This window comes from Azospirillum sp. A1-3, assembly GCF_023806445.1.
Taxonomy (GTDB): Bacteria; Pseudomonadota; Alphaproteobacteria; order Azospirillales; family Azospirillaceae; genus Azospirillum.
In genome coordinates this window covers 1666956-1689654 of record NZ_JAMSLU010000001.1, presented here as the reverse complement: position 1 = coordinate 1689654, position 22699 = coordinate 1666956, and the positions used below count along the sequence as shown (strand labels likewise).

Below are 22699 nucleotides of genomic sequence, written 5' to 3'. Positions count from 1 at the left end.
AGTTTCATTTTTTGCCGACCATGCCCAAGGGCCGGTGGTGACGCATCCCTTGCGTTCCAAGGCGGCCATCCGTGTTTTTCCATCATGCGGAAAGACGAAACGGACTGTTGAGTTCCAAAACAATCCGAGCAAAAGATCATGTGTCGCCGATGCGGTTCCTTATGGAAACGGCGGCATCTATCTATCTCCTAAGACTGCACACCCTCGTTCGAGGGGGCCGTGCAGGTACCGGCACGGCTTCTTTTTGCAGAACCTACGTCAAAGCGGGTGAACCGACACAAGAACCGGTGTGGACCGGTCATCCAGCGCGACGCGAGTTATAGCTTTTACTTTGTCTGACTGTATGCCTACGGCGTCGATCCGTCCGTCGGTGTCTTTTTGTCCCCGGTTTTGGCATACCAGATTACATATCTGGCATTCCTAAATCGGGACAATCGAACTCCGAGCGATTGTCGGCATCCGCGCCGAGTTCCGGAAAGGAACCGTCAGCAAGAGCGGTCCGTCCGGGTCATTCCGCAATCGTGATTGGCGTGCCGGTCCCCGGGAGAGGGGCCGCGCCGCCGGCTCAGGCAAGTTAAACGGGAGGCACGATGGCTCATATGAATTCACAACCGGCGGCATCGGCGCCGCCGGTGACCGATGCGGTCCGCTGGACGCAGATCGTCGTCGGCATCGTCTGCATGGTGGCGGCGGCCAACATCCAGTACGCCTGGACGCTGTTCGTCCCGGAAATCCAGGCGACCCATGGCTGGACGCGCGCATCGATCCAGACCGCCTTCACCATCTTCGTCGTCGTGCAGACGTGGCTGACGCCGATCGAGGGCTATTTCATCGACAAGTACGGCCCCCGTGTGATCGTCGCCGCCGGCGGCTTCTTCACCGGCCTGTCCTGGATCGTCGACAGCTATGCCGGCTCGCTCAGCATGCTGTATGTCGGTTCGGCCATCGGCGGCATCGGCGTCGGTTGCGTCTACGCCACCTGCGTCAACAACGCGCTGAAGTGGTTCCCGGAAAAGCGCGGCCTGGCGGTCGGCCTGACGGCGGGCGGCTATGGCGCCGGCTCGGCGCTCACCATCCTGCCGATCTCGGCGATGATCCACAGCAGCGGCTATCAGACCACCTTCTTCTGGTTCGGCCTGCTGCAGGGCGCCATCATCATCGCCGCCGCGCTGTTCCTGCGCATGCCGCAGAAGGAGCAGGTCAAGGCCTCCACCAAGGTCGCGCAGACCCGCCGCGACTACACGCTGGGCGAAGCGATCCGCACCCCGGTGTTCTGGGTGATGTGGGCGATGTTCATCGGCACCGTCACCGGTGGCCTGATGGCGGTGGCCCAGCTGGGCGTCATCGCCCACGATCTGGGCGTGAAGGAAGCCCCGGTCAGCGTCTTCGGCCTGACCATGGCGGCTCTGCCCTTCGCCCTGATGCTGGACCGCGTGATGAACGGCATCTCGCGCCCGCTGTTCGGCTTCATCTCGGATCACATCGGCCGTGAGGCGACCATGTTCGTCGCCTTCACGCTGGAAGGCGTCGGCATCATCATGCTGAGCCGCTTCGGCCACGACCCGATGATGTTCCTGATCCTCAGCGGCATGGTCTTCCTGGCCTGGGGCGAAGTGTACAGCCTGTTCAGCGCCACCTCGGCCGACACCTTCGGCACCAAGCATGCCGGCAAGATCTACGGCGTCCTGTACTGCGCCAAGGGTGTCGCGGCTCTGCTGGTGCCGATGGGCAACCTGCTGATGGAAGCCACCGGCACCTGGGCGACCGTGCTGTACGTCACCGCCACCATGGACCTGACCGCGGCGGCCTGTGCGCTGCTGGTTCTGAAGCCGATGCTGGCCCGCCACCATGCCCGCAACGCCGAACTGGCGCGCCGGGCCGAGCAGGGTGAAACCGGACATGCCGTGCCGGTCGGCGCCGCTGCCGGCACCGCCAACGGGTAAGGGGACGGTTGGGGGGCTGGTTCAGGGAACTGGCTGATGAAAACGGGCCGGGGATGCGCAAAGCACCCCGGCCCATTTCGTCGGCCGCATCATTCATTCGATCCAGAAAGGGCGGTCCTTGGCCTTGTCGGACTTCGCCTCATTCTGGGCCGCCTGCTGGAATCGGTCGGAGGAGAACAGGATGCCCGGCTCTTCCTCCGTCTCGTCCTTCTCGGGCTCGATCACGGTGAAGCCGCCGCGGCCGCTGGCCATATAGACGGCGTGGCCGATCATGCCGGTCAGCGCGAGGAACAGAAGGGCCTGGGTCTCGATCATGGCGAAAACGTCCTTATCGGGGAGGGGAGGGCGTCGACAGGAACAACAGCGCATGACCGCAAACGGCATCCCCCGCGGACGGTGATCGCCCACGGTGACGGCCAAGTCATGCTGTGCTGCAACATAAGCAAACTGGCATGCCACCGCAAAAAGTTTTGCATGCCAGATGCCGGATGCCTGACCTGCAACTTTGCCGCAGGGGCTCCTACCGCCAAAGACCGGTCCTCCGCCGCAACCAAACCGGCCCTGCCGCTGTTCCCCGCCTGTCGGCCCCGCTTTTAGGGCCGGGGATCGGCAAAAGGGATGGAGCGGCCATGATCCGGGACCTTTGGTACAAGAACGCGGTCATCTACAATCTGTCGCTGTCGACCTTCATGGACGCCAACGCCGACGGCATCGGCGATTTCCAGGGGCTGCTGCGCCGGTTGGATTATCTGCAGGGGCTGGGGGTGACCTGCCTGTGGCTGGGGCCGTTCCAGACCTCGCCGATGAAGGACGGCGGCTATGACGTCGCCGACTACTACAGCGTCGATCCGCGTTACGGCACGCTGGGCGACTTCGTGGAGTTCACCCACGCCTGCGAACAGCGGGGCATCCGCGTCATCATCGATCTGGTCATCAACCACACCTCCGACGAACATCCTTGGTTCAAGGACGCCCGCAGCGATCCCAACAGCAAGTATCGCGACTGGTACGTCTGGTCGGACAAGAAGCCGGAAAATGCCGACAAGGGCATGGTCTTTCCCGGCGTGCAGAAATCGACCTGGACCTATGACCGCGAAGCCAAGGCCTGGTACTTCCACCGCTTCTACAAATTCCAGCCCGACCTGAACACCTCGCACCCGGAGGTGCATGCCGAACTGCTGAAGATCATGGGCTTCTGGATCCAGCTGGGCGTCGCCGGGTTCCGCATGGATGCCGTACCCTTCATCATCGCGGAAAAGGGGGCGGACATCGCAAAGCCGAAGGAGCAGTTCGGCATGCTGCGCAGCTTCCGCGAATTCGTGCAGTGGCGCCGCGGCGACGCCGTGCTGCTGGCGGAGGCCAACATCCTGCCGGAAGACGACCTGGAATATTTCGGCGAGGACGGCGACCGCTGCCACATGATGTTCAATTTCCAGGTCAACCAGCACCTGTTCTATGCGCTGGCCACCGCCGACACCGGGCCGCTGGCCAAGGCGTTGGAGATCACCAAGCCGCGTCCGGCCACCGCGCAATGGGGCTGCTTCCTGCGCAACCATGACGAACTCGACCTTGGCCGGCTGACCGACGAGCAGCGCCAGGCGGTGTTCGCCGCCTTCGGCCCCGAGAAATCCATGCAGCTCTACGACCGCGGCATCCGGCGGCGGCTGGCGCCGATGCTGCACGACGACCGGCGGCGGATCGAACTGGCCTACAGCCTGATGTTCACCCTGCCGGGGACGCCGGTCATCCGCTATGGCGATGAGATCGGCATGGGCGATGACCTGTCGCTGCCCGAACGCGAGTGCGCCCGCACGCCGATGCAATGGTCGGACGAGCCGCATGGCGGCTTCACCAAGTCCGACGAACCGGAAAGCCCGGTCATCAGCGGCGGCGTCTTCGGGTTCGAGCGGATCAACGCCGCGATCCAGCGCCGCGATCCCGAATCACTGCTGAACTGGACCGAGCGCATCATCCGCATGCGCAAGGAGTGCCCGGAGATCGGCTGGGGCGACTTCCGCATCCTGAAGACCGGCCGGCCGGAGGTGCTGGCCCTGCGTTATGACTGGCGCAACAACGGCGTGGTGGTTCTGCACAACCTGTCGGACAAGCCCTGCGAGATCGTGCTGGACGTGGACGGGCACGGCGAATCCTGCCGGCTGGTCAACCTGCTGTCGGAGGACCACAGCGAACCCGACGCCGAGGGCCGCCACCGCTTGGTGATGGAGGCCTATGGCTACCGCTGGTTCCGGGTCGGCGGGCTGGATTACCTGCTGCGGCGGACGGAGGCGGACAAGAGGCCCGGCGAGGACGTTTAGGCGCGATCTTTTCTATGCGACATCCAGCCGGGCCGGACCGTCCTCGTCCGTCCGGTCATAGGCGGCGCGGGCCTCCAGCATCTGCGCGATGTGGGTCTCGGCCCACACGCGCAGGGGCACAAGCGTTTCGGCCAGCGTCGCGCCCAGCGGCGTGATGGAATATTCGACGGTGACCGGCACGGTGGCGAAGACCTTGCGGCTGACCAACCCGTCGCGCTCCAGGCTTTTCAGGGTCTGCGACAGCATCTTCTGCGAGATGCCCTCGATCTCGCGGCGCAGCTGGTTGAAGCGCATCGGCCCGCCTTCCAGCAGACCGAGGATCAGCACCGTCCATTTGTCGGCGATCCGGTCAAGCGCTTGCCGCGTCGGGCAGGCGGATGCATAGGCGTTGCCATCCTGATCGGTTCCGCACTGGTGCACGACAAATCCCCCGGCAGCCGGCCGCCCGCGGTTACGCGCGGGTGACCATGTAACGAAAAGGTGCCTTCTTTACACCAGATTTCCAAACGGCCATCAAGTAACCATTGGAAACCTAGTGAAAGAACACCTGCCATGAACATCGCCATCATCGGTGCCGCCGGCCGCGCCGGCAGCCGCATCCAGGCCGAACTGCTGCGCCGCGGCCATAGCGTGACCGCCATCGTCCGCGACCCCGCCAAGGTCGCCGCTGCTCCCGGCCTGACGGTGAATGCCGGCGATGCCAACGACGCCGGGACGCTCGCCCCGCTGCTGGCCGGCCATGACGCGGTGGTCAGCGCCGTGATGTTCCTGATGGGCGATGCCGACAGCCTGATCGGCGCGGTGAAGCGGTCCGGCGTGCCGCGCTATCTGGTGGTCGGCGGTGCCGGCAGCCTGGAGGTCGCCCCCGGCGTCCGCCTGATCGACACCCCGGAGTTCCCGGACCTCTACAAGGCCGAAGCCACCAAGGGCGCCGAATTCCTCGACCGCCTGAAGGCCGAACCGGAGCTGAACTGGACCTTTCTATCGCCGTCCGCCGAGTTCGTGCTGGGCGAGCGGACGGGCAAGTTCAGGCTGGGCGACGACGCGCTGCTGGTGGACGGCGCGGGGCGCAGTTGGATCAGCTACGAGGACTTCGCCGTGGCGCTGGTCGACGAGATCGAGACGCCGAAGCACGAGCGCAAGCGGTTCACGGTCGGGTACTGAGGGGCAGGCGGGCGGCGTTCGGAATGGGCATCGCCCGTTTCGTATGTAAGAACCGTTTCAGGCCGCCCGCTGGACGGGATAGTCGCGCACCAGGATATCGACGGGGATATGCAGGCCCTCCGACAGCCGCCGGATCATCGGCAGGGTCAAGGCACGCTTGCGGTTCAGGATCTCGGCGACCCGGGCGCGGCTGCCGATCATCGGTTCCAGATCGTGCCGGCTCAGCCCGCGCTGTTCCATCATGAACTCGATGGCGCTGATCGGATCGCTCGGCGGGATCGGGTGGTTGGCCTCTTCATAGGCCTCCACCAGCATCATCAGGATTTCGAGCCGCGCACCGTCGGTGGTGTCGGGATCGGCCCCCCACAGGCGGTCGATTTCCTCCAGGGCGGCGGCGTGGTCCTGATCGGACCGGATCGGGCGAATATCCATGATTACACCGTCCTCACGTCGATGGAGTCGTATTCCCGATGCGTACCGACCCATTTCACATAAACCGTGCGGTACCGGTAATCGATCCCGGCAACGAGCCGGTACTTGTTGCCGGCGATGTTGAATACCACCCGGTCACCCACGAAAGACGCTGAGCGGAACTGAGCCTTGACGGCTGCCGTATCCGGCCAGTCGACGTTGCGGACCATGTTGAACCAATCCGTCAACGGCGCCTCGCTGTCACCCCGACCGGGCTTTTCCCAATGCTCCCGCAAAGTTCGGCGTGAAATGATCCTCATGGAGGGAGCTTACATGTGCTCCCGTGGTGGGAGCAACCCTTACCGCCTCCCAAACAGCCTCTCAATATCCGCCAGCTTCAGTTCCACATAGGTCGGCCGTCCGTGGTTGCACTGCCCGCTGTGCGGAGTCGCTTCCATCTGCCGCAGCAGGGCGTTCATCTCGTCGACGCTCAGCGTGCGGCCGGCGCGGACGCTGCCGTGGCAGGCCATCGTCGCGCAGACCTCCTCCAGGCGTTCCTTCAGGGACAGGGCGTCGCCCAGCTCGGACAATTCCTCGGCCAGATCGCGGATCAGGTTCTTCACATCGGACTGGCCGAGCAGGGCCGGGACCTCGCGGACCATGACGCAGCCGTGGCCGAAGCCCTCGATCACCAGGCCAAGCTCCGCCAGTTCGGCGCTGCGGGCCAGCAGCCGGTTGGCGGAGGGTTCGTCCAACTCGATCAGTTCGGGGATCAGCAGGGCCTGGCGCTTCACGCCGCCTTCCAGCAGAGCGGCCTTCATCCGTTCGTAAACCAGCCGTTCATGGGCGGCGTGCTGGTCGACGATGACGATGCCCTCGCGGGTCTGGGCCACGATGTAGGTGGTGTGGACCTGTGCCCGCGCCGCGCCCAGCGGGTGGCTGTCGAGCGGCGGCTCGGGCTTCTGCGCGGACGGGTCGGGGGTGCGGTATTCCGGCGGGCGGGCGCCAGGGGCGAAGCCGTTGCCGAAGCCGCTGAGGCGGCCTTGCAAGGGCGGCAACCCCGTCTGGGTCGGCGCCTGGAAGGCGGCGGAGCGCTCCGCCAGACCGCGCGGCACGGCGGTCGGCGTATAGGAGCCGCCCCAGCCGCTGCCCGAACCGCCACCGGAACGGCCGTAGGGCAGGGGAGAAGGGGTGAAGCCGCTGTCGGTCCCGACATCGCCGGACTGCTCCGGTCGCAGGGCGCCCAGCGTGGCGAGGCCGACGGTGGTGGAGGCGCGGTGGCCGGCCTCGGCAAGTGCGTGTTTCAGCGATCCGACGATCAGGCCGCGCACCAGACCCTGGTCGCGGAAGCGCACCTCGGCCTTGGCCGGGTGGACGTTCACGTCGACCTCCTGCGGGTCGATGTCGAGGAACAGCGCCAGCATCGGGTGGCGGTCGCGCGGCAGGAAATCGGCATAGGCGGCGCGCACGGCACCGACCATCAACTTGTCGCGCACCGGGCGGCCGTTGACGAACAGGTGCTGGTGCTTGGCGGTCGGTCGGTGCAGGGTGGGCAGGCCAATCCAGCCGGCCAGCGATACGCCCTCGCGCTGCGCCATCACCGGAACGGCGTTCTCCTGGAAATCGCGGCCCATCAGGGCGCCCAGCCGGGTCAGCCGGGCGTCCAGCAATTCGCCCTGCGCCGCGCTCAGCCGCAGGCCGCCGCGTCCGCCGTCGCTGAGGGTGAAGGCGACGCCGGGATGGGCCATCGCCAGCCGCTCCAAGCAATCGGCGATGTGGTCGTATTCGGTGCGCGAGGCCTTCAGGAACTTCAGCCGGGCCGGCACGGCGGCGAACAGGTCGCGCACCTCGATCCGCGTGCCCTGGGCCAGGGCCGCCGGCTGCGGCGATCCCTTGGCACCGGCATCCACCGTCAGGCTCCAGGCGCTGTCGGCGTCGCGGGCGCGGCTGGTGATGGTCAGGCAGCTGACGGCGCCGATGGAGGGCAGCGCCTCCCCCCGGAAACCGAGAGAGCGGATGTCGAGCAGATCGTCACCCGGCAGCTTGGAGGTGGCATGGCGTTCGACCGCCAGAACCAGCTCGTCCGCGGTCATGCCGCAGCCGTCGTCGGTGACGGCGATCAGCGACTTGCCACCGTCGCGCGCCACCACGTCGATGCGGGTGGCGCCGGCATCGATGGCGTTCTCCACCAGCTCCTTGATGGCTGCGGCGGGACGTTCGACCACCTCGCCGGCGGCGATGCGGTTGACCAGTGTTTCGGGAAGCAGTCGGATCGGCATGCCCATAGATATAGTGGCAGCCAGCGCGCGGCACCACCATCTTCGGCCATGTTTGCGCGCTTACAGACCCTTCAGGGCCTTCATGTAGTCGACCAGCTTGCGTTCGTAGAAGGGCTGCGGCGACTGGTAGCGGGCGACGAGGCCGGCCTCTGCGGTCAGCTTCACCACGATACCCATGCAGGACACGTCGACTGGATCGCCGCCGATGTCGAACTGCAGGCGGAAGTCGAACTTCTGCTTGGCGATCAGGTCGCCGTCATAGGGACGGATGCGGAAGGAACCGAGGACGAACTCCTCCGGCACATATTCGTGGTGGTCGATCACGATCTTGGGCAGGGAGGACGGGCGCTCCTTGCGCGGTTCCGCGGCGGCCTTCGTGCCACCCGGTTCCTTGTTGCCTCCGGAAAATCTCGACAGCCAAGACATGAAGAGCGACGTCCCTTCGTTTAGAAGACCTGAAACCGTGCCGACATATTCCGACAGTTTCGGCGCCATATCCTTTAACAACGGTTAATGACGTAAGCATCGGTTACGGCTTGGAAATTTCCGTATTCAGGATCCGCTTCGACGGTGATGTCGCTCGACTTTCAGGGTTCCACCACCCTGCCGTCCTGGCCGGGGCCGTGCTACGGTCGATCCTCGTCTTGCCGTTTCCCGTTGGGGAGGGTCCGCCATGCCGCTGTTGCCGGTGATCCGCGATTTCGCCGCCGAGGCTTCGGACCCACGGCGCTATGCGGCGCTGGACGGCGGATGGTCGCTGGCGGTGGCCGACGTCACCGGCAGCACGCAGTTGGCCGGGCAGGGCCGTCACCGGGACGTGAATTTCGTCGCCGCCGGTGTGGTCGCGGTGCTGTCCGACGCGGTGCGGGTCGGGCAGGAGCCGGTGGCCTGCCAGTTCGGTGGCGACGGCGCCATCGCTGCGGTGCCGCCGGGGCGGGAGGACGCGGCACGGACCGCGCTCTCGGCCCTTGCCCACTGGTCGGCGGAGGTGATGGACGTGCCGCTGCGCGTCGGGCTGGTGCCGGTGCGGGCGCTGCTCGACCACGGGCTGGAAGTCATGGCCGCCCTGCACGATGTCGGCAACGGCAACAGTTTCGGGCTGTTCCTGGGCGCCGGGGTGGTGGCGGCCGACGCCTGGGTGAAAGAGGATGCGCGCTGGCGCCTGCCGCCGCAGAAAGGGCCGCTGCCGGGGCTGGAGTCGGTGTCCTGCCGCTGGAACCCGGTGCCGCCGCGGCGCGGAACCGTGCTGTGCGTGATCGTCGATGCGGTCGATTCCGGTGCGGCCGGGCTGCTGGAACTGGCCCGCGTCCAGCGCGCTATCGAGACGATCGTGCCCACCGCCGGCGCCGCTCCGCTGGGGGTGGGGGAGCGGCTGGAGGCGCGCTGGCCGCCGGACTGGCGCGCCCTGCTGATGGAGGCGCGCGGCGGCAGGGACGGCGCCGGATTGGGCACGCGCATCCGACGGGCGGGCAAGGCCTTGGCAGGGTCGGGGCTGCTGGTCCTGCTGCTGAAGCTGGGGCTGTCGCTCGGCGGCTTCGATCCGCAGCGCTACCGCCGCCACATGGCGGAGCGCACCGATTTCCGCAAATCGGCCGGCGGGCCGCGGCTGGTGCTGGACGTGACGGAGGGGGAGGCGGACGCGATCGAAAGGCTGCTGGCCCAGGCGGCCCAGGCCGGCTCGATCCGCTACGGCACCGCGCGGGCCGATGCCACTACCGTCACCTGTCTGGTCGGCGATGTGACGGCCGACCGCCATGTGCATTTCGTCGACGGCGCCGGACTGGGCTTCTGGCGCGCCTCGGTCATGCTGAAGGCGATGAAGGTGCGGGAGAAAGCCGGCCAGGAAGGCGGGGCGGCGAAGGGGATGGAAACCGCCGCCCCGAACTGAGTTGGCGGAAGGTGCCGCAGGACCGGGATCAGAACCGTCCGGCCACGCGCCGTCCGGCGTCGTCCGACGGCACGATCTCGGTTCCGATCGGCCAGAGAGCCAGCAGCGCAAGCTTCAGATGCGCCCAGGCGAAGGGCAGGCCGATGATGGTGATGGCAAGGCCGACCGCCGAGATCAGATGGCCAAGCGCCAGCCACCAGCCGGCCAGCACGAACCACACCACATTACCCACGAAGCCCAAGGCGCCTGTGCCCATGTCTTCGCGCCCGCGGAACTCATCCCGGCGTACGGCGGTTTGCCCAAAGGGGAGCAGGGTGTAATGGGCGATGGTCAGGGCGGACCGAGCCCAGGGCAGGCCGACGATGGACAGAGCCATCAGAACCGCGGCCAACAGCCAGCCCAGCGCCATCCAGATGCCGCCCGTGACCAGCCACAGCAGGTTGAGGAGAAGACTGAGCAGAGACATGACACGAAACCCTCCCTTTCGCCGCAGATGTGGGGACGGTCGTACCGCGCGCCTAGAGGCGGGCCGTTCAGATCGTGGCCCTTCGGACTTTGGCCACTCCAAAGATGGAGCACCCCGTCCGGCGGCGCGAAAGAGGGGGTGGTGTATGCCATCCATGCCTTGAACCGTATCCGTTCGGTCCACAGATCCGGTACAGGCATCATGACGACGCATCCGGACGGGTCCTTCGTCGGCAGCATCGCCGGCGGGCCGCCCGTTTCCGGTTCACACGGATCGGAGGCCGCATGAACGAGGCTTTGAACACCGACTCCGGCGCCGATGCGCCGAACGTCCCGGGCGACGGCGAATCGCTCTCGCCGGTGGTCGCTGCCATCCTCGGCACCGCCGTCGCGGCGGCGGCCAAGCGCGGCGGCAACGGCGATGTGGTCCGCGGGCTGATCGCCGGTCTGCGCATCCTGCGCGCCACCGTCGAGGAGGAGGCCGGCTACACCATGGCCGCCGCGGTCGACAACGCCATCCGCACCCGCCTGCTGGCCGACAACCTGTCGCGCCTGCGCGTCAGCGGGGAGAAGCCGCAGGCCATCCCATTGCCGGATCCCGGACCGGGCGCCAGCGCCGCGGCGGCCATTTTCGAAAGCGCCGCGGAATCCTGCCTGACCGTGAATGCCCATGCCGAGGACAACGGGCCGCTGGAACATGCGGTCTTCGCCTTCACCGCACAGTTGCTGCAACAGTTGGGTGGAGCGCCGGAGTGGCGCAGCCTGGCCGGCGAGCTGCGCCGCCCGCTGGCGGTGGCACCGGATGGCGAGGGCGAGGAGGTGACCCTGCATTGACCGCTTGGCATTAACCGCTTGCCTTGCCGGCCGGCGGCCTGTGGTCCGGACTTGTCGGCAAGTCTTGGAATTTGCTTTGCTTTTGTCGTGTTTCGGCGGCGGCTGAAACCTTTTGCGGGCAGGACGGCTTTTCGGGCCGTGTTAAGGTTTCTGCCCGATTTATCGTACGGGACGATTTGGGTTCCGCTTCGTTAGGGTTGGCTTCGGCGATGGGGCAGTCCCATCGCGGAACGCCAGCACCGGGGACCGCGACCGTGTTCTTTCACACCCAGCCTTCCACCGTCCGCGCCGGACGGGCAGATGCCGCCCGCTTTCCGGTGACCGGCTTGGCCGTGGATGGGGCCGTGGACGGGGCCTTGGAGGGGGTGGGCGACCGCACGGCCGACCGTGCCGGCGATCCTTCCGGACGGCGGGTGATCTTCCTTCATCCCGGCAAGGGGGCGTGGTGGCGCCTGCTGGACCATGTCCCGACGGGCCAGGAATGGCTGACCGTGCCGGCGTCGGCCGGGGCGACGATCCTGTCTCCCCTGCTGGTGGAACGCGGTGGGCGCCGGCCGGTGCTGGTGGCGGGGGCGGTGACGGCGCCGCTTGCCATCGCCGCGGCGCTGGATTACCCGGAGCGGGTCGGCGGTGTGATGATCGTCGACGATGTCGGGGCCGAATCGCCAATGCGCCGCCGTTGGAATGCGCTGGCCGGCCGCTTCGGATGGGCGCTGCCGGCGGTGCTGTCCGGCGATCTGGGAGATCTTGTTTCCGAATTGCCGGCGGTGCGGGTGCCGGTGACCCTGATGCAGGGCAGCGACCCGGCCGGCCTCTTTGCGCGGCTGGAGGACGGGCTGACCGGCTGCCGGACCTTGACGGTCGTCGCGGTGCCCGACGCCGTCGCCGTCCGCCCGCGGACCCATGCGGCCGAACTGCGTGGCGCGCTGCTGGCGCTGGTCTCCGCGGTGGAGCGCGCGCAGCGGTAGGAGATCGGCGTTAGGAGAAAAGAGGCGGTAGCGGACCTGCGCGGTGCAGGTCCTCCCCATCACAAACTCTGGCGTCACAAACTCTAACGTCACAAACTCTGGGCGGTGAGAGCGGCCTGGGTGCGGTTGCGGACGCCGAGATGCCGCAGGATCGCGGTGACGTGGACCTTCACCGTGCCTTCCGTCAGCCCCAGCTCATGGGCGATCTGCTTGTTGGATTTGCCGTCGCGCAGGCGGGCCAGAACGTCTCGCTGGCGTGGCGTCAGCTGGTCGCCGTTGCCGTTCCCCAGCGCCGTGGACTCGTCCATCGTGTCGCCGGAGCCGTTCCCGCCGTGGCCGCCATGCATCTGCTCGACACGGTCGCCGCCGCGGATCGCCTGTTCGGGAAGATAGATGCCGCCGGCAAGCACCAGCTGCAGCGCGCCCAGCAAAACCTTGGCGCTGGAGGATTTCGGGATATAGCCGGCGGCGCCGTTCTCGAGGGCCGCCAGCAGGTCGGAGCGCTTCTCCGATCCCGACACCACCACCAGAAGCGCCTTTGGCAGGCTGGCATGGATGTCGCCGAGCGCCGAGAAGCCGGTCCAGCCCGGCATCCCGAGATCGAGCAGAATCAGGTCGAAGGGTCTGGTCCCATCGCACAGTGCCCGCACCTCGTCATAGGTGCTGGCTTCGAAAAATGTCATGTCGGCGTCGAATTGCGCCAGCAGCCGGCGCAGACCGTCTCGGAACAGCAGGTGATCGTCGGCGATCAGCACGTTCATCGCGGGCATTTCCAGAAGGTTGCGGCGATCCGACACCGGGATGGCGTCATCGGCCCGGACGTTCACATAGGAACGCCAGTTCTGACGCTGTAGTTCGCTTTTGGTCTTAGACCGCTTCCTCTATGCCCGTCGCCCTTCCCTGGCCGAGGGGCCGGGCCACACCCCGAATTCAGGGTTCCGGAAACGGAAAAGCGCTGCAAAAGGCAACGCTCCGCTCCGCCGACCGCCTGCCCCGGATGGATGGGGCGGGCGGCCTGGACGGAAGGCGGGCGAGACCTTTTGGCAGAGCGGTCGAATGGATCAGACGGTGGCGGCGACGCCGGCCTCGGCAGTCTGGTCGCCGATGCCGTTGTTCAGCGCCCAGATGGCGGCCTGGGTGCGGTTGGAGGCGTTGATCTTGCGCAGCAGGCTCTTCAGGTGAACCTTCACGGTGGCTTCCGTGATGTTCAGGTGGTTGGCGATCATCTTGTTGCTGTTGCCGTTCAGCAGGCAGCGCAGGATCTGAACCTCGCGCTGCGACAGGCCCTTGCGGCGGGTCGGCAGCTCGGCGCCCATGTCCTCGGTGCGGCCACTGACCAGCAGCTCGGCCAGATGGGTCGGGAACACCTTCTCGCCCATCATCACCAGCTTCAGCGACTGCATCAGCGCCTCGCAGGCGATGTCCTTCAGCAGATAGCCGCCGGCACCGGCACCGAGCGCGGCCGACAGGCGGCGGGTTTCCAGGTCGTTGGTCAGGATGACGATCCTGATCGACGGGTGGTTCTCACGCAGCGTGCGCATCGCATCGACTTCCTCGTCGGCGCCGCTCGGCAGGTCGATCAGGATCAGATCGGGGTTGGTGCCGGTGTTGAGCGTGGACAGGCCCTCGCGCAGGCTGCCGGCCTCGCCGACGACGTTGAAGGGCGTGCCTTCGAACAGGCGCTTCATGCCTTCACGGAAAAGCTTGTTGGCGTCGATGAGGAAAACGTTGATGGGATCCATGGTCTCAGCCCGCCTTTTGTTCCGTTCGGATCGATGTGGCGCCGATTGGCGCTTCGGAGGCATCCCCGACCTTCCGCTCCTGCGTCCGGCCCACTCACCCTCAGGGTTCGGGGGTGCCTCGTTGTGATCCATAGATACCCCCGATTTGCGCTCCGCAAAATTTCGCTTAGGTAAATTTCGCGTCGAGCAATGGGCATATGCCGTAAGCCTGCATAAGACAAGATGCGGACATAAATTAGCTCGGATTGGTCAGGTGGAATAACTGTCTGTGACAGAAAAGGGGAAATCGTTAACCTGACACCTGTGACTTCGTCGGGACACTGAACTACAGCGGCGATGGACTGTCATAGTGAATGGATCCGGTGGATCATGACTATGTCATCGCCCGTTGGTTGGAGTCCTACATCTCAAGAGCTCGCCGTTCGGCATAAGCGTGGGCGCCGAGGCACGTGGTTCCCGAAGGGGTGAGGGGCTTCTCACGGGGGGTCGTGCCGGCCGGCTCTGTGCTGTATACGTTCCGACCGCAAGACAGCATTCGCATGCTTGAGCGGAATTTCGTTCATCCCCGGACCGGGACGCCATGTCAGACGCTTTTGATGATGATCCGCTGAGCCACACCGCTCCTGCCGCAGCCGTTCCCGCTGCGGCGCAGCGCTTCGCCTATCTGGACGGGCTGAACCCGACCCAGCGGGCGGCGGTGGAGGCTCTGGACGGACCGGTCCTGGTGCTGGCGGGTGCCGGCACCGGCAAGACGCGGGTGCTGACCACCCGGCTGGCCCATTTGCTGATGACGCGGCGCGCCGCCGCCTTCCAAATCCTGGCGGTGACCTTCACCAACAAGGCCGCCCGCGAGATGCGCGAGCGTGTGGCCCATCTGGTGGGGATCGAGCCGGAGGGCTGGTGGCTCGGCACCTTCCACGCGCTGGCCGCCCGCATCCTGCGCCGGCATGCCGAACTGGTTGGGCTGAAGTCGAACTTCACCATCCTCGACACCGACGACCAGGTCCGCCTGGTCAAGCAGTTGCTGGAAGCCGCGAACATCGATTCCAAGAAGTGGCCGCCCCGTCAGGTGCTGGGCGCCATCGAGCGCTGGAAGGACCGCGGCCTGACTCCCGACCGTCTCGGCGACGCCGACGGCGGCGATGTGGCCGGCGGCCGGGTGGTGGCGATCTACCGCGCCTATCAGGAGCGCCTGCGCACCCTGAACGCCTGCGACTTCGGCGACCTGCTGCTGCACAACATCACGATCTTCCAGAACAATCCGGACGTCCTGGCGGAGTATCACCGCAAGTTCAAATATGTTCTGGTGGATGAGTATCAGGACACCAACGTCGCGCAGTATCTGTGGCTGCGCATCCTGTCCCAGGCGCACAAGAACATCTGCTGTGTCGGGGACGAGGATCAGTCGATCTACGCGTGGCGCGGTGCCGAGATCGGCAACATCCTGCGTTTTGAGACCGACTTCCCCGGCGCCACCATCATCAAGCTGGAACAGAACTACCGTTCCACCGGCCATATCCTGGCCGCGGCCTCCGGCCTGATCGCCAACAACCAGGGCCGCCTCGGCAAGACGCTGTGGACCGAGGCCGACGGCGGTGAGCCGGTCAAGGTCAAGGCGGTGTGGGACGGAGAAGAGGAGGCGCGCTGGGTCGGCGAAGAGATCGAGACTCTCCAGCGCAAGGGCACCTCGCTGGCGCAGATCGCCGTGCTGGTCCGTGCCGGCTTCCAGACCCGCGAGTTCGAAGAGCGCTTCATCACGCTCGGCCTGCCATACAAGGTGCTGGGCGGTCCGCGCTTCTACGAGCGGCAGGAAATCCGTGACGCGCTGGCCTATTTCCGCGTGGTCAATTCCGGCGACGACGATCTGGCCTTCGAGCGCATCGTCAATTTGCCCAAGCGCGGCGTCGGCCCGGCGGCGATGCAGAGCCTCTACACCGCCGCCCGGGCGCGGGGGCTATCGCTGACCGAGGCCGGCTGGGCGCTGACCGAGACGGACGAGCTGAAGCCGAAGCTGCGCGCCACCCTGCGCGGGCTGTTGCAGGACTTCTTCCGCTGGCGGACGCTGATGGCGACGGTGCCGCACACCGAGCTTGCCCGCACCGTCCTGGACGAGTCCGGCTACACCCGCATGTGGCAGGAGGACAAGACTCCGGAGGCTCCCGGCCGGCTGGAGAACCTGAAGGAACTCATCACCGCCATGGCGGAGTTCGAGAACCTGCCGGGCTTCCTGGAGCATGTGGCGCTGGTGATGGAGAATGCCGAGGCCGCCGGAATCGAGCAGGTGACGGTGATGACCCTGCACGGCGCCAAGGGACTGGAGTTCGACCATGTCTTCCTGCCGGGCTGGGAGGAGGGCGTGTTCCCCAACCAGCGCGCGCTGGACGAGACCGGCATCGCCGGGCTGGAGGAGGAGCGGCGGCTGGCCTACGTCGGACTGACCCGCGCCCGCCGCCGCGCCTATGTCAGCCATGCCGCCAACCGCCGGCTCTACGGCAACTGGGTCAGCGCCGTGCCGTCGCGCTTCGTCGAGGAAATCCCGCAGGACAATGTGGAGGCCGAGGCCGCCAACGGCCTGTTCGCCGGCAGCGGCGGGCGAGGGAGTTTCGGCGGCGGTTTTGGCGGCGGGGCAGGGGGGTATGGCGGTGGCGGCGGGGCCGGCGGATTCCAGTTCCGCGGCTCCACCCGACAGGCACCGGCGCCGAAGACGATCACGCTGGACCAGGGTGCCTACGCGGTGGCGCCGCGCGCGCGGCCTGATGCGCCCTTCGCCAAGGGAGCGCGGGTCTTTCATCAGAAATTCGGCTACGGCACCGTCGTCGCCGTGTCGGAGGACAAGCTGGAGATCGACTTCGATCATTCCGGCAGCAAGAAGGTGATGGACAGTTTCGTCGTGCCCGCCGAGAAGGCGGGTTGAATAGGGGCATGCCCGCCGGGAAGGCGGGCTGATCCGACGGTCGGTCCGCTCCGTACAGGACGGGTTGCCGCACTGTGACGGCCGTCACAGCCGCGGCGGCCGGTGCGGCTCAAGATTGCAACGGTGCAACAGAAGCCGGAGGCCATCCGTCGTGTTCGGATCGGGCAGCGTCAGTTACGAGGTGCAGAGCCGCCGCGAGGGCCGCTGGCGCATCGAGGGGGCCTACACCGACCAGGAGTCGGCGATGTCGGCCGCCCGCTCGCAGCTCGCCGCTTCCGGGGTGGAGGAGGCGAAGGTGGTGAAGTTCCGCACCATCGCCGGCCTGTCGCTGGAAACCGTGATCCTGCACAAGACCGTCCCGCAGGCCCCGCGCAAGGGCCTGACCCTGGGCGGTACGGCGGAGGGGGCGCCGCTCTGCCGCACCCCCGACGATCTGCGCGGCTTCGAGAGCCGGGTGGTGATCGGCCGGCTGCTGCGCCCCTATCTGGACACCCAGCGCATCACCCCGACCGAACTGCTGCATTCCTGGCCGCTGTTCCGCCGGTTCGAGGAGCAAGGGGCGCTGCTGGGCGCCGCCATCCATGCCGTCGCCCGCCATCATGCCGACATTCACGGCGTTTCCCACGCCGCCCGCGCCCGCGAACTGCGCCAACTGGTGGAGGCGGTCACCGGGGCCGCCCGCGACGCGCTGGCCGAACGGCGCCGGTTGCCGCGCTTCGACACCGCCGACCTGCCCGGCACCAGCCGCCGCATCGGAGAGGCGGTGGAAACGGCCGGCCATGATGCGATGTTCCTGATCCTGCTGTGCCAGCATCTGGAGGCCGGCGGACCGCTGGCGGGGAAGCTGGACCTGCTGCTGGCGATGATGGGCGAGGATGCCGAACCGCGCCATCTCGCCCTGCTGGACGGGGTGGTCGCCGACATCATGGGATCCGCCGACACGGTGAAGGAGTTGCTGGGCGCGCAGTCCAGCCTGCATGCCGGGCTTTGCGTGCTGGCCGACGGGCTGTTCGACCGCGATCCCGATCCGGCGCTGGCGCCGATGGCGGGCTCGATGCGCCGGGTCTGCCGACTTGCCCTGCAGGGCCGTGCGCCGCAGAGCCGGGCCGTCCTGCTGGAGCGCCTGCGCCAGAGCATCGCCGGCGACCAGCCGCTCGACCGCCGCGACGCCAAGGCGGATGGGATGCTAACCCACGACCTTGCCGACCGGATGAAGGGGGCGGACGGTGCGCTGCTCGGCGGGGCGGCGATGGAGAAGGCGCTGGAGCGCCGGCTGCTGCGCCACCGCCAGTCGGTCCTGCGCGCCCAGGGCATGCATGACATCGCCGATCGGTTGTCGGGGCGGTAACGGGCGGTCGGACGATTAAGGATTCTCCCGATAACCTGAAACCTTGGTCTCTTTCCGGCTTGATGCTAAAAACGCCGCTTGTTGTTCTCGCGTCGTCGTCGGAAAGCCCCTGTCATGTCGCAAACCCCGCTCTGGCGCATCGCGCTGGTCGTTCCCGAAGCCCATGCGCCGGCCTTCGCCGAGGCGGTGGGGGACCATGCCGATGCGGTGTCCACCTTCGAACTGGAGGAGGGCGGCAACTGGCTGGTGGAGGCGACCCTGTACGGCGCCCCGGACGAGGCGCGGCTGCAATCCCGCGTCGCCGTACTGGCCAAGGCGCTGGGGATCGAGGAGCCGAGGCTGGCGGTCGAGAACCTGCCGCCGATCGACTGGGTCTCGCACAGCTACCAGGGCTTCCCGCCGATTCGCGCCGGGCGCTTTTTCGTCCACGGCTCCCACCATGAGGGCATCGTGCCGGCCGGCAGCATTCCTCTGCTGGTCGACGCAGCCACCGCCTTCGGTACGGGGGAGCATGGCTCGACCAACGGCTGCCTGCAGGCGCTCGACCGTTTGTCCCGCCATTTGAAGCTGCCGCGCGGCGGCCGGCGCGGCGCGCTCGACATGGGCTGCGGCTCCGGCATCCTGGCGCTGGCGGTTGCCAAGCGCTGGCGCGTGCCGGTTACCGCCGTCGACATCGATCCGGAGGCCGTGCGCGTCACCCTCATCAACGCGGCGCTGAACGGGCAGAAGCACATGATCCGTGCCCAGGGCGGCGACGGCTACCACACGCCGATCGTCGGGCGGCACAAGCCCTACACGCTCATCACCGCCAACATCCTGGCCCGCCCGCTGTCGCGCATGGCGCCGCAGCTGCGCCGCCACCTGAAGAAGGGCGGCTATGCCGTGCTGGCCGGCCTGCTGAATCGGCAGGAACGCCATGTCATCCAGGCCCACCGCAACCAGGGTCTGCGGCTGGTGGCGCGCATTCCGGTCGGGGAATGGACCACTCTTGTGGTGAAGCGTTGAAACCATAGGGCCGCGATGCGACTTCCCCTAGGGACGATGTTCCGACACGTTTCTGGGGAGCCACCATGCTGAACCGCATCCGGTCCTTGTTCGCAGGCGACGACGGCGTCGAGCCGGGCGAGGACGCCCTGCAGGCCGCCGCCGCCGCCCTGATGGTCGAGGCCGCGCGTACCGACGACACCATTTCCGAAGCCGAGCGCGACCGCATCCTGGCGGTTGTCCGCCGTCAGTTCAAACTGAGCGAGGAAGAGGCGCAGGATCTGCTGTCCGCGGCGGTGTTCGACACCGAGGACGTCTCGCCCTATCTCCGCTATGTCAGCGTCATCATGGACCGCTGCCCGCCCGGTCACCGCATCTGGATCATCGAGATGCTGTGGGAGGTCGCCTACGCCGATGGCGTGCTGAACGACCTGGAAGCGAGCCTGCTGCGGCGGATCGGCGGATTGCTTCACATCTCCGATGTGGAGCGCGGCGAGGCCCGCAAGCGCGTGCTGGCGCGGTTGGGGCTGCCGGACGATGCGGGGCTGCCGGTCTAAGCGGACTGCGGCGGCCTGTGCCCCCTCCCAACCGGCATAGCCGCCGCCCCGCCGCTTGCGCAGCGCCTGCGGGGTGCCTAGCCTGTGTCCACAGGATTCACTCTTCCGAGGAACAGGTTCCGTGCCCAGCGCGATTCCCTCCGCTGCCTATCGTGGCGATGACGCCCTTGCGACCCTGTTGACCGAGGCCGGGACCGGCCGGTCTCCCGCCGATGTCCGTGCGCTGCTCGCCGGCGTGCTGGCGGCGCCGGAGGGGGAGGAACCCGCCGCCTGGACGGTGCTGGTGGGCGAGAACCTTCCGCCGGCCCTGACCGAACAACTCCAGGCACTGAAAACCCTGATGGCTGCCGAGGCGCCGGCGGACAAGCCCGGCCCGGCCCAGCGTCTGGCCAATCTGCGCGCCGCGCTGAAGCGCCGCGATCTCGACGGCTTCATCATCCCGCGCGGCGACGAGCATCAGGGCGAATATGTGCCGCCGCGGGCGCAGCGGCTGGGCTGGCTGACCGGCTTCACCGGATCGGCCGGCAACGCGGTGGTCGCCGCCGACCGCGCGGCGATCTTCGTCGATGGCCGCTACACCCTCCAGGTCCGCAGCGAGGTGCCGGCCGACCTGTACGAGTACAAGCATCTGGTCGAGGATCCGCTGACCGACTGGATCGTCGCCGCGCTGCCGGATGGCGGACGCTTCGGCTTCGATCCTTGGCTGCACACCATCGGCTGGGTGGAAAAGACCCGCGCCGCGCTGGAACGCGCCGGCATCCTGCTGGTGGCGTGTGAGGACAATCCGCTCGATTCGGTGTGGCAGGGCCAGCCGCCGGCTCCGCTCACCCCCGTGGTGCCGCAGGACGACGCCTTCGCCGGCGAAAGCTCGGCCGACAAGCGGGCGCGGCTGGCCGACGAGCTGGGACAGAAGGGCATCGCCGCCGCCGTGCTTACCCAGCCGGACAGCATCGCCTGGCTGCTGAACATCCGCGGCGCCGACGTGCCCTGCACGCCGCTGCCGCTGTCCTTTGCCATCCTGTCCGCCGATGCGTCGGTGGAGCTATTCCTCGACCCGCGCAAATTGGCGCCGCCGACCCGAGCCCATCTCGGCAATCAGGTGCGGGTGCGGCCGGTGGAGGAATTCGGCCCGGCGCTCGACGCCGTTGCCCGCGGCTCCGCCCGCGTGCTGGCCGACCCGAGCTGCACCTCGGCCTGGATCGTCGACCGCCTGCATCTGGCCGGCGCCAGGGTGGAGCGGGACGGCGACCCCTGCGCCCTGCCCAAGGCCTGCAAGAATGCGGCGGAGCTGGCCGGCACCCGTGCCGCCCATGTCCGCGACGGCGCCGCGCTCGTCCGCTTCCTGCACTGGTTCTCGGAAGAGGCGCCGAAGGGCACGCTGACCGAACTGGCGGTGGTGGAGCGCCTGCTGGCCTGCCGTCGGGAGAATGAGCGCTTCCGCGGCGTCAGCTTCGACACCATCGCCGGGGCCGGGCCGAACGGCGCCATCGTCCATTACCGGGTCACGCCGGAGACCGACCGCCGGCTGGAGCCGGGCAGCCTGTTCCTGCTGGACAGCGGCGCGCAGTATCTGGACGGCACGACCGACGTGACCCGCACGCTGGCGGTCGGCGAGTTGGATCCGGCGCTGGCGGCGGAGATGCGCGACCGCTTCACCCGCGTGTTGAAGGGCCACATCGCGCTGTCCACCGTCCGTTTCCCGCAGGGCACGACGGGCTCTCAGCTGGACGTGCTGGCGCGGCTGCCGCTGTGGCAGGCGGGGCTGGACTACGACCATGGCACCGGCCACGGCGTCGGCAGCTTCCTGTCGGTGCATGAGGGGCCGCAGCGGGTGTCGAAGGTCGGCAACACCGTGGCATTGCAGCCGGGCATGATCCTGTCCAACGAGCCCGGCTATTACAAGACCGGCGCCTATGGCATCCGCATCGAGAATCTGATCGTCGTCCGGCCGGTGGAGCCGGCCAGCGAACCAGAGGGCGAGCTTGCCGGTGCCGAGCGTCCGCTTCTGGAGTTCGAACCGCTGACCCTGGTGCCGATCGACCGGTCGGTGATCGAGCGGGCGCTGCTGAACGATGCGGAGGCCGCCTGGGTCGACGCCTATCATGCGCGGGTGCGCGAGTCGCTGTCGCCGCTGCTGGACGAGGCGGCCCGCCGCTGGCTGGAGCAGGCGACCGCCCCCCTGTAACGGAAGCGGACGGCGGTATCAAATCATGGTTCGGCGCTGGGGGTGCCCCTGATTCCGCAGGATGTTGCCGTCCGTGGTAACACGTTCTTTACCAGCCTGCTGCAGTGTGACCCAAGGGGATGACTTTTGGCGGCAGTTAGGGCACTACAGTCGGCATCACTTCCCGGATTACGGCGCAGCCCCCGCGCCGGGTGGGCGTAACGGCCGGTCAGACACCGGCAACGGATTATTGCGGAGACGTCTAGATGAAGATCCTCGTCGTCGATGATTACGCCACCATGCGGCGCATCGTGCGGAACCTGTTGACCCAGATCGGCTACACCGACATCGACGAGGCCGGCGACGGCGTGTCGGCGCTGGCGAAGCTGCGTGAGAGCAAGTTCGGCCTCATCATCTCCGACTGGAACATGGAGCCGATGACCGGTCTGCAGCTGCTGAAGGAAATCCGCGCGGACGCGAAGCTGGCGGCGACGCCCTTCATCATGGTCACCGCCGAGAGCAAGACCGAGAACGTGATCGCCGCCAAGCAGGCCGGCGTGAACAACTACATCGTCAAGCCCTTCAACGCCGACACGCTGAAGCAGAAGATCCAGGCCGTCATCGGCGGCTGATCCTCGGTTTTCGTGATCGCGACTGACTGTTCGGTCCGGGCGGACGGCGGCACCTGCCGTTCGGTGCCCGGTCCATAGGGCGGCTGGCGAA

At 67.3% G+C, this 22699-nt stretch carries 21 protein-coding genes; 12 read left to right on the top strand and 9 right to left on the bottom strand.

The annotated features are described in order from the left end of the window. Positions 1 to 599 precede the first annotated feature (599 nt). Positions 600 to 1943 carry an oxalate/formate MFS antiporter gene (gene oxlT / locus M5E06_RS07980; protein ID WP_252137772.1) on the top strand — a complete coding sequence of 448 codons (1344 nt, stop codon included), beginning with the start codon at positions 600 to 602 and terminating at the stop codon, positions 1941 to 1943. A gap of 93 nt (positions 1944 to 2036) precedes the next feature. On the opposite strand, the gene M5E06_RS07975 is transcribed toward oxlT, so the two are convergent. Beyond that, positions 2037 to 2258 carry a hypothetical protein gene (locus M5E06_RS07975; protein ID WP_109073892.1) on the bottom strand — a complete coding sequence of 74 codons (222 nt, stop codon included), beginning with the start codon at positions 2256 to 2258 and terminating at the stop codon, positions 2037 to 2039. 314 nt (positions 2259 to 2572) lie between these two features. On the opposite strand from M5E06_RS07975, the gene M5E06_RS07970 reads away from it, so the two are divergent. Next, positions 2573 to 4258, top strand: a complete 1686-nt coding sequence (locus tag M5E06_RS07970; RefSeq protein WP_252137771.1) for an alpha-amylase family protein — start codon at positions 2573 to 2575, stop codon at positions 4256 to 4258. A 12-nt stretch (positions 4259 to 4270) separates the two neighbouring features. On the opposite strand, the gene M5E06_RS07965 is transcribed toward M5E06_RS07970, so the two are convergent. Next, entirely contained in the window at positions 4271 to 4678 is a 408-nt protein-coding gene (locus tag M5E06_RS07965) for a winged helix-turn-helix transcriptional regulator (RefSeq protein ID WP_252137770.1), read from the bottom strand. Between the two features lie 132 nt (positions 4679 to 4810). On the opposite strand from M5E06_RS07965, the gene M5E06_RS07960 reads away from it, so the two are divergent. Continuing rightward, a complete protein-coding gene (locus M5E06_RS07960) occupies positions 4811 to 5422 on the top strand; it encodes an NAD(P)-dependent oxidoreductase (RefSeq protein WP_252137769.1) in 612 nt (203 codons plus the stop codon). A 57-nt stretch (positions 5423 to 5479) separates the two neighbouring features. On the opposite strand, the gene M5E06_RS07955 is transcribed toward M5E06_RS07960, so the two are convergent. The 4 genes from M5E06_RS07955 to M5E06_RS07940 form a co-directional block, all read right to left on the bottom strand. After that, positions 5480 to 5854 carry a helix-turn-helix domain-containing protein gene (locus M5E06_RS07955; protein ID WP_252137768.1) on the bottom strand — a complete coding sequence of 125 codons (375 nt, stop codon included), beginning with the start codon at positions 5852 to 5854 and terminating at the stop codon, positions 5480 to 5482. A gap of 2 nt (positions 5855 to 5856) precedes the next feature. Further along, complete coding sequence (locus tag M5E06_RS07950) at positions 5857 to 6081, bottom strand: type II toxin-antitoxin system HigB family toxin (protein WP_286208754.1); 225 nt, start codon at positions 6079 to 6081, stop codon at positions 5857 to 5859. A 111-nt stretch (positions 6082 to 6192) separates the two neighbouring features. Continuing rightward, positions 6193 to 8112: a DNA mismatch repair endonuclease MutL gene (mutL, locus tag M5E06_RS07945; protein ID WP_252137766.1), complete on the bottom strand. Its 1920-nt coding sequence runs from the start codon at positions 8110 to 8112 to the stop codon at positions 6193 to 6195. A gap of 60 nt (positions 8113 to 8172) precedes the next feature. Beyond that, the gene (locus M5E06_RS07940) at positions 8173 to 8538 is read right to left on the bottom strand and encodes a hypothetical protein (RefSeq protein WP_109154207.1); all 366 of its coding nucleotides are present in this window, start codon (positions 8536 to 8538) and stop codon (positions 8173 to 8175) included. A 247-nt stretch (positions 8539 to 8785) separates the two neighbouring features. Between M5E06_RS07940 and M5E06_RS07935 the strand changes: the two genes are divergently transcribed. Further along, positions 8786 to 10000, top strand: a complete 1215-nt coding sequence (locus tag M5E06_RS07935; protein ID WP_252137765.1) for a DUF3095 family protein — start codon at positions 8786 to 8788, stop codon at positions 9998 to 10000. A 28-nt stretch (positions 10001 to 10028) separates the two neighbouring features. Here M5E06_RS07935 and M5E06_RS07930 read toward each other — a convergent pair whose 3' ends face one another. Continuing rightward, positions 10029 to 10466 carry a YccF domain-containing protein gene (locus M5E06_RS07930; RefSeq protein WP_136704286.1) on the bottom strand — a complete coding sequence of 146 codons (438 nt, stop codon included), beginning with the start codon at positions 10464 to 10466 and terminating at the stop codon, positions 10029 to 10031. Positions 10467 to 10750: 284 nt separating this feature from the next. On the opposite strand from M5E06_RS07930, the gene M5E06_RS07925 reads away from it, so the two are divergent. Together M5E06_RS07925 and M5E06_RS07920 are read left to right on the top strand one after the other, a co-directional pair. Then, positions 10751 to 11299 carry a hypothetical protein gene (locus tag M5E06_RS07925; protein WP_109073883.1) on the top strand — a complete coding sequence of 183 codons (549 nt, stop codon included), beginning with the start codon at positions 10751 to 10753 and terminating at the stop codon, positions 11297 to 11299. 254 nt (positions 11300 to 11553) lie between these two features. Further along, entirely contained in the window at positions 11554 to 12267 is a 714-nt protein-coding gene (locus M5E06_RS07920) for an alpha/beta fold hydrolase (protein WP_252137764.1), read from the top strand. Between the two features lie 89 nt (positions 12268 to 12356). Here the strand turns inward: M5E06_RS07920 and M5E06_RS07915 are convergent, their stop codons facing one another. Both M5E06_RS07915 and M5E06_RS07910 read right to left on the bottom strand, forming a co-directional pair. Then, entirely contained in the window at positions 12357 to 13028 is a 672-nt protein-coding gene (locus M5E06_RS07915) for a LuxR C-terminal-related transcriptional regulator (RefSeq protein WP_109154213.1), read from the bottom strand. 300 nt (positions 13029 to 13328) lie between these two features. Continuing rightward, positions 13329 to 14009, bottom strand: a complete 681-nt coding sequence (locus M5E06_RS07910) for a LuxR C-terminal-related transcriptional regulator (RefSeq protein ID WP_252137763.1) — start codon at positions 14007 to 14009, stop codon at positions 13329 to 13331. A gap of 580 nt (positions 14010 to 14589) precedes the next feature. On the opposite strand from M5E06_RS07910, the gene M5E06_RS07905 reads away from it, so the two are divergent. The 6 genes from M5E06_RS07905 to M5E06_RS07880 all read left to right on the top strand — a co-directional run bounded on the left by M5E06_RS07905 (position 14590) and on the right by M5E06_RS07880 (position 22608). Further along, entirely contained in the window at positions 14590 to 16923 is a 2334-nt protein-coding gene (locus tag M5E06_RS07905; protein WP_252137762.1) for an ATP-dependent helicase, read from the top strand. Between the two features lie 151 nt (positions 16924 to 17074). Further along, on the top strand, positions 17075 to 18271 hold the full coding sequence (locus tag M5E06_RS07900) for a hypothetical protein (protein ID WP_252137761.1): 1197 nt from the start codon (positions 17075 to 17077) through the stop codon (positions 18269 to 18271). Between the two features lie 114 nt (positions 18272 to 18385). Continuing rightward, positions 18386 to 19276 carry a 50S ribosomal protein L11 methyltransferase gene (locus M5E06_RS07895; RefSeq protein ID WP_252137760.1) on the top strand — a complete coding sequence of 297 codons (891 nt, stop codon included), beginning with the start codon at positions 18386 to 18388 and terminating at the stop codon, positions 19274 to 19276. Between the two features lie 65 nt (positions 19277 to 19341). Then, the gene (locus M5E06_RS07890) at positions 19342 to 19812 is read left to right on the top strand and encodes a tellurite resistance TerB family protein (RefSeq protein ID WP_252137759.1); all 471 of its coding nucleotides are present in this window, start codon (positions 19342 to 19344) and stop codon (positions 19810 to 19812) included. Between the two features lie 121 nt (positions 19813 to 19933). Continuing rightward, positions 19934 to 21997 (top strand): aminopeptidase P family protein, encoded by a 2064-nt coding sequence (locus tag M5E06_RS07885; RefSeq protein ID WP_252137758.1) that lies wholly within the window; start codon positions 19934 to 19936, stop codon positions 21995 to 21997. A gap of 245 nt (positions 21998 to 22242) precedes the next feature. Beyond that, positions 22243 to 22608, top strand: a complete 366-nt coding sequence (locus tag M5E06_RS07880) for a chemotaxis response regulator CheY (protein WP_012974572.1) — start codon at positions 22243 to 22245, stop codon at positions 22606 to 22608. Positions 22609 to 22699: the final 91 nt, after the last annotated feature.

Coding starts and splice junctions, on each gene's coding strand:
- oxlT (WP_252137772.1), top strand. CDS start 600: ATGAATTCACAACCGGCGGCATCGGCGCCGCCGGTGACCGATGCGGTC.
- M5E06_RS07975 (WP_109073892.1), bottom strand. CDS start 2,258: ATGATCGAGACCCAGGCCCTTCTGTTCCTCGCGCTGACCGGCATGATC.
- M5E06_RS07970 (WP_252137771.1), top strand. CDS start 2,573: ATGATCCGGGACCTTTGGTACAAGAACGCGGTCATCTACAATCTGTCG.
- M5E06_RS07960 (WP_252137769.1), top strand. CDS start 4,811: ATGAACATCGCCATCATCGGTGCCGCCGGCCGCGCCGGCAGCCGCATC.
- M5E06_RS07955 (WP_252137768.1), bottom strand. CDS start 5,854: ATGGATATTCGCCCGATCCGGTCCGATCAGGACCACGCCGCCGCCCTG.
- mutL (WP_252137766.1), bottom strand. CDS start 8,112: ATGCCGATCCGACTGCTTCCCGAAACACTGGTCAACCGCATCGCCGCC.
- M5E06_RS07940 (WP_109154207.1), bottom strand. CDS start 8,538: ATGTCTTGGCTGTCGAGATTTTCCGGAGGCAACAAGGAACCGGGTGGC.
- M5E06_RS07935 (WP_252137765.1), top strand. CDS start 8,786: ATGCCGCTGTTGCCGGTGATCCGCGATTTCGCCGCCGAGGCTTCGGAC.
- M5E06_RS07930 (WP_136704286.1), bottom strand. CDS start 10,466: ATGTCTCTGCTCAGTCTTCTCCTCAACCTGCTGTGGCTGGTCACGGGC.
- M5E06_RS07925 (WP_109073883.1), top strand. CDS start 10,751: ATGAACGAGGCTTTGAACACCGACTCCGGCGCCGATGCGCCGAACGTC.
- M5E06_RS07915 (WP_109154213.1), bottom strand. CDS start 13,028: ATGAACGTGCTGATCGCCGACGATCACCTGCTGTTCCGAGACGGTCTG.
- M5E06_RS07910 (WP_252137763.1), bottom strand. CDS start 14,009: ATGGATCCCATCAACGTTTTCCTCATCGACGCCAACAAGCTTTTCCGT.
- M5E06_RS07905 (WP_252137762.1), top strand. CDS start 14,590: ATGTCAGACGCTTTTGATGATGATCCGCTGAGCCACACCGCTCCTGCC.
- M5E06_RS07895 (WP_252137760.1), top strand. CDS start 18,386: ATGTCGCAAACCCCGCTCTGGCGCATCGCGCTGGTCGTTCCCGAAGCC.
- M5E06_RS07890 (WP_252137759.1), top strand. CDS start 19,342: ATGCTGAACCGCATCCGGTCCTTGTTCGCAGGCGACGACGGCGTCGAG.
- M5E06_RS07880 (WP_012974572.1), top strand. CDS start 22,243: ATGAAGATCCTCGTCGTCGATGATTACGCCACCATGCGGCGCATCGTG.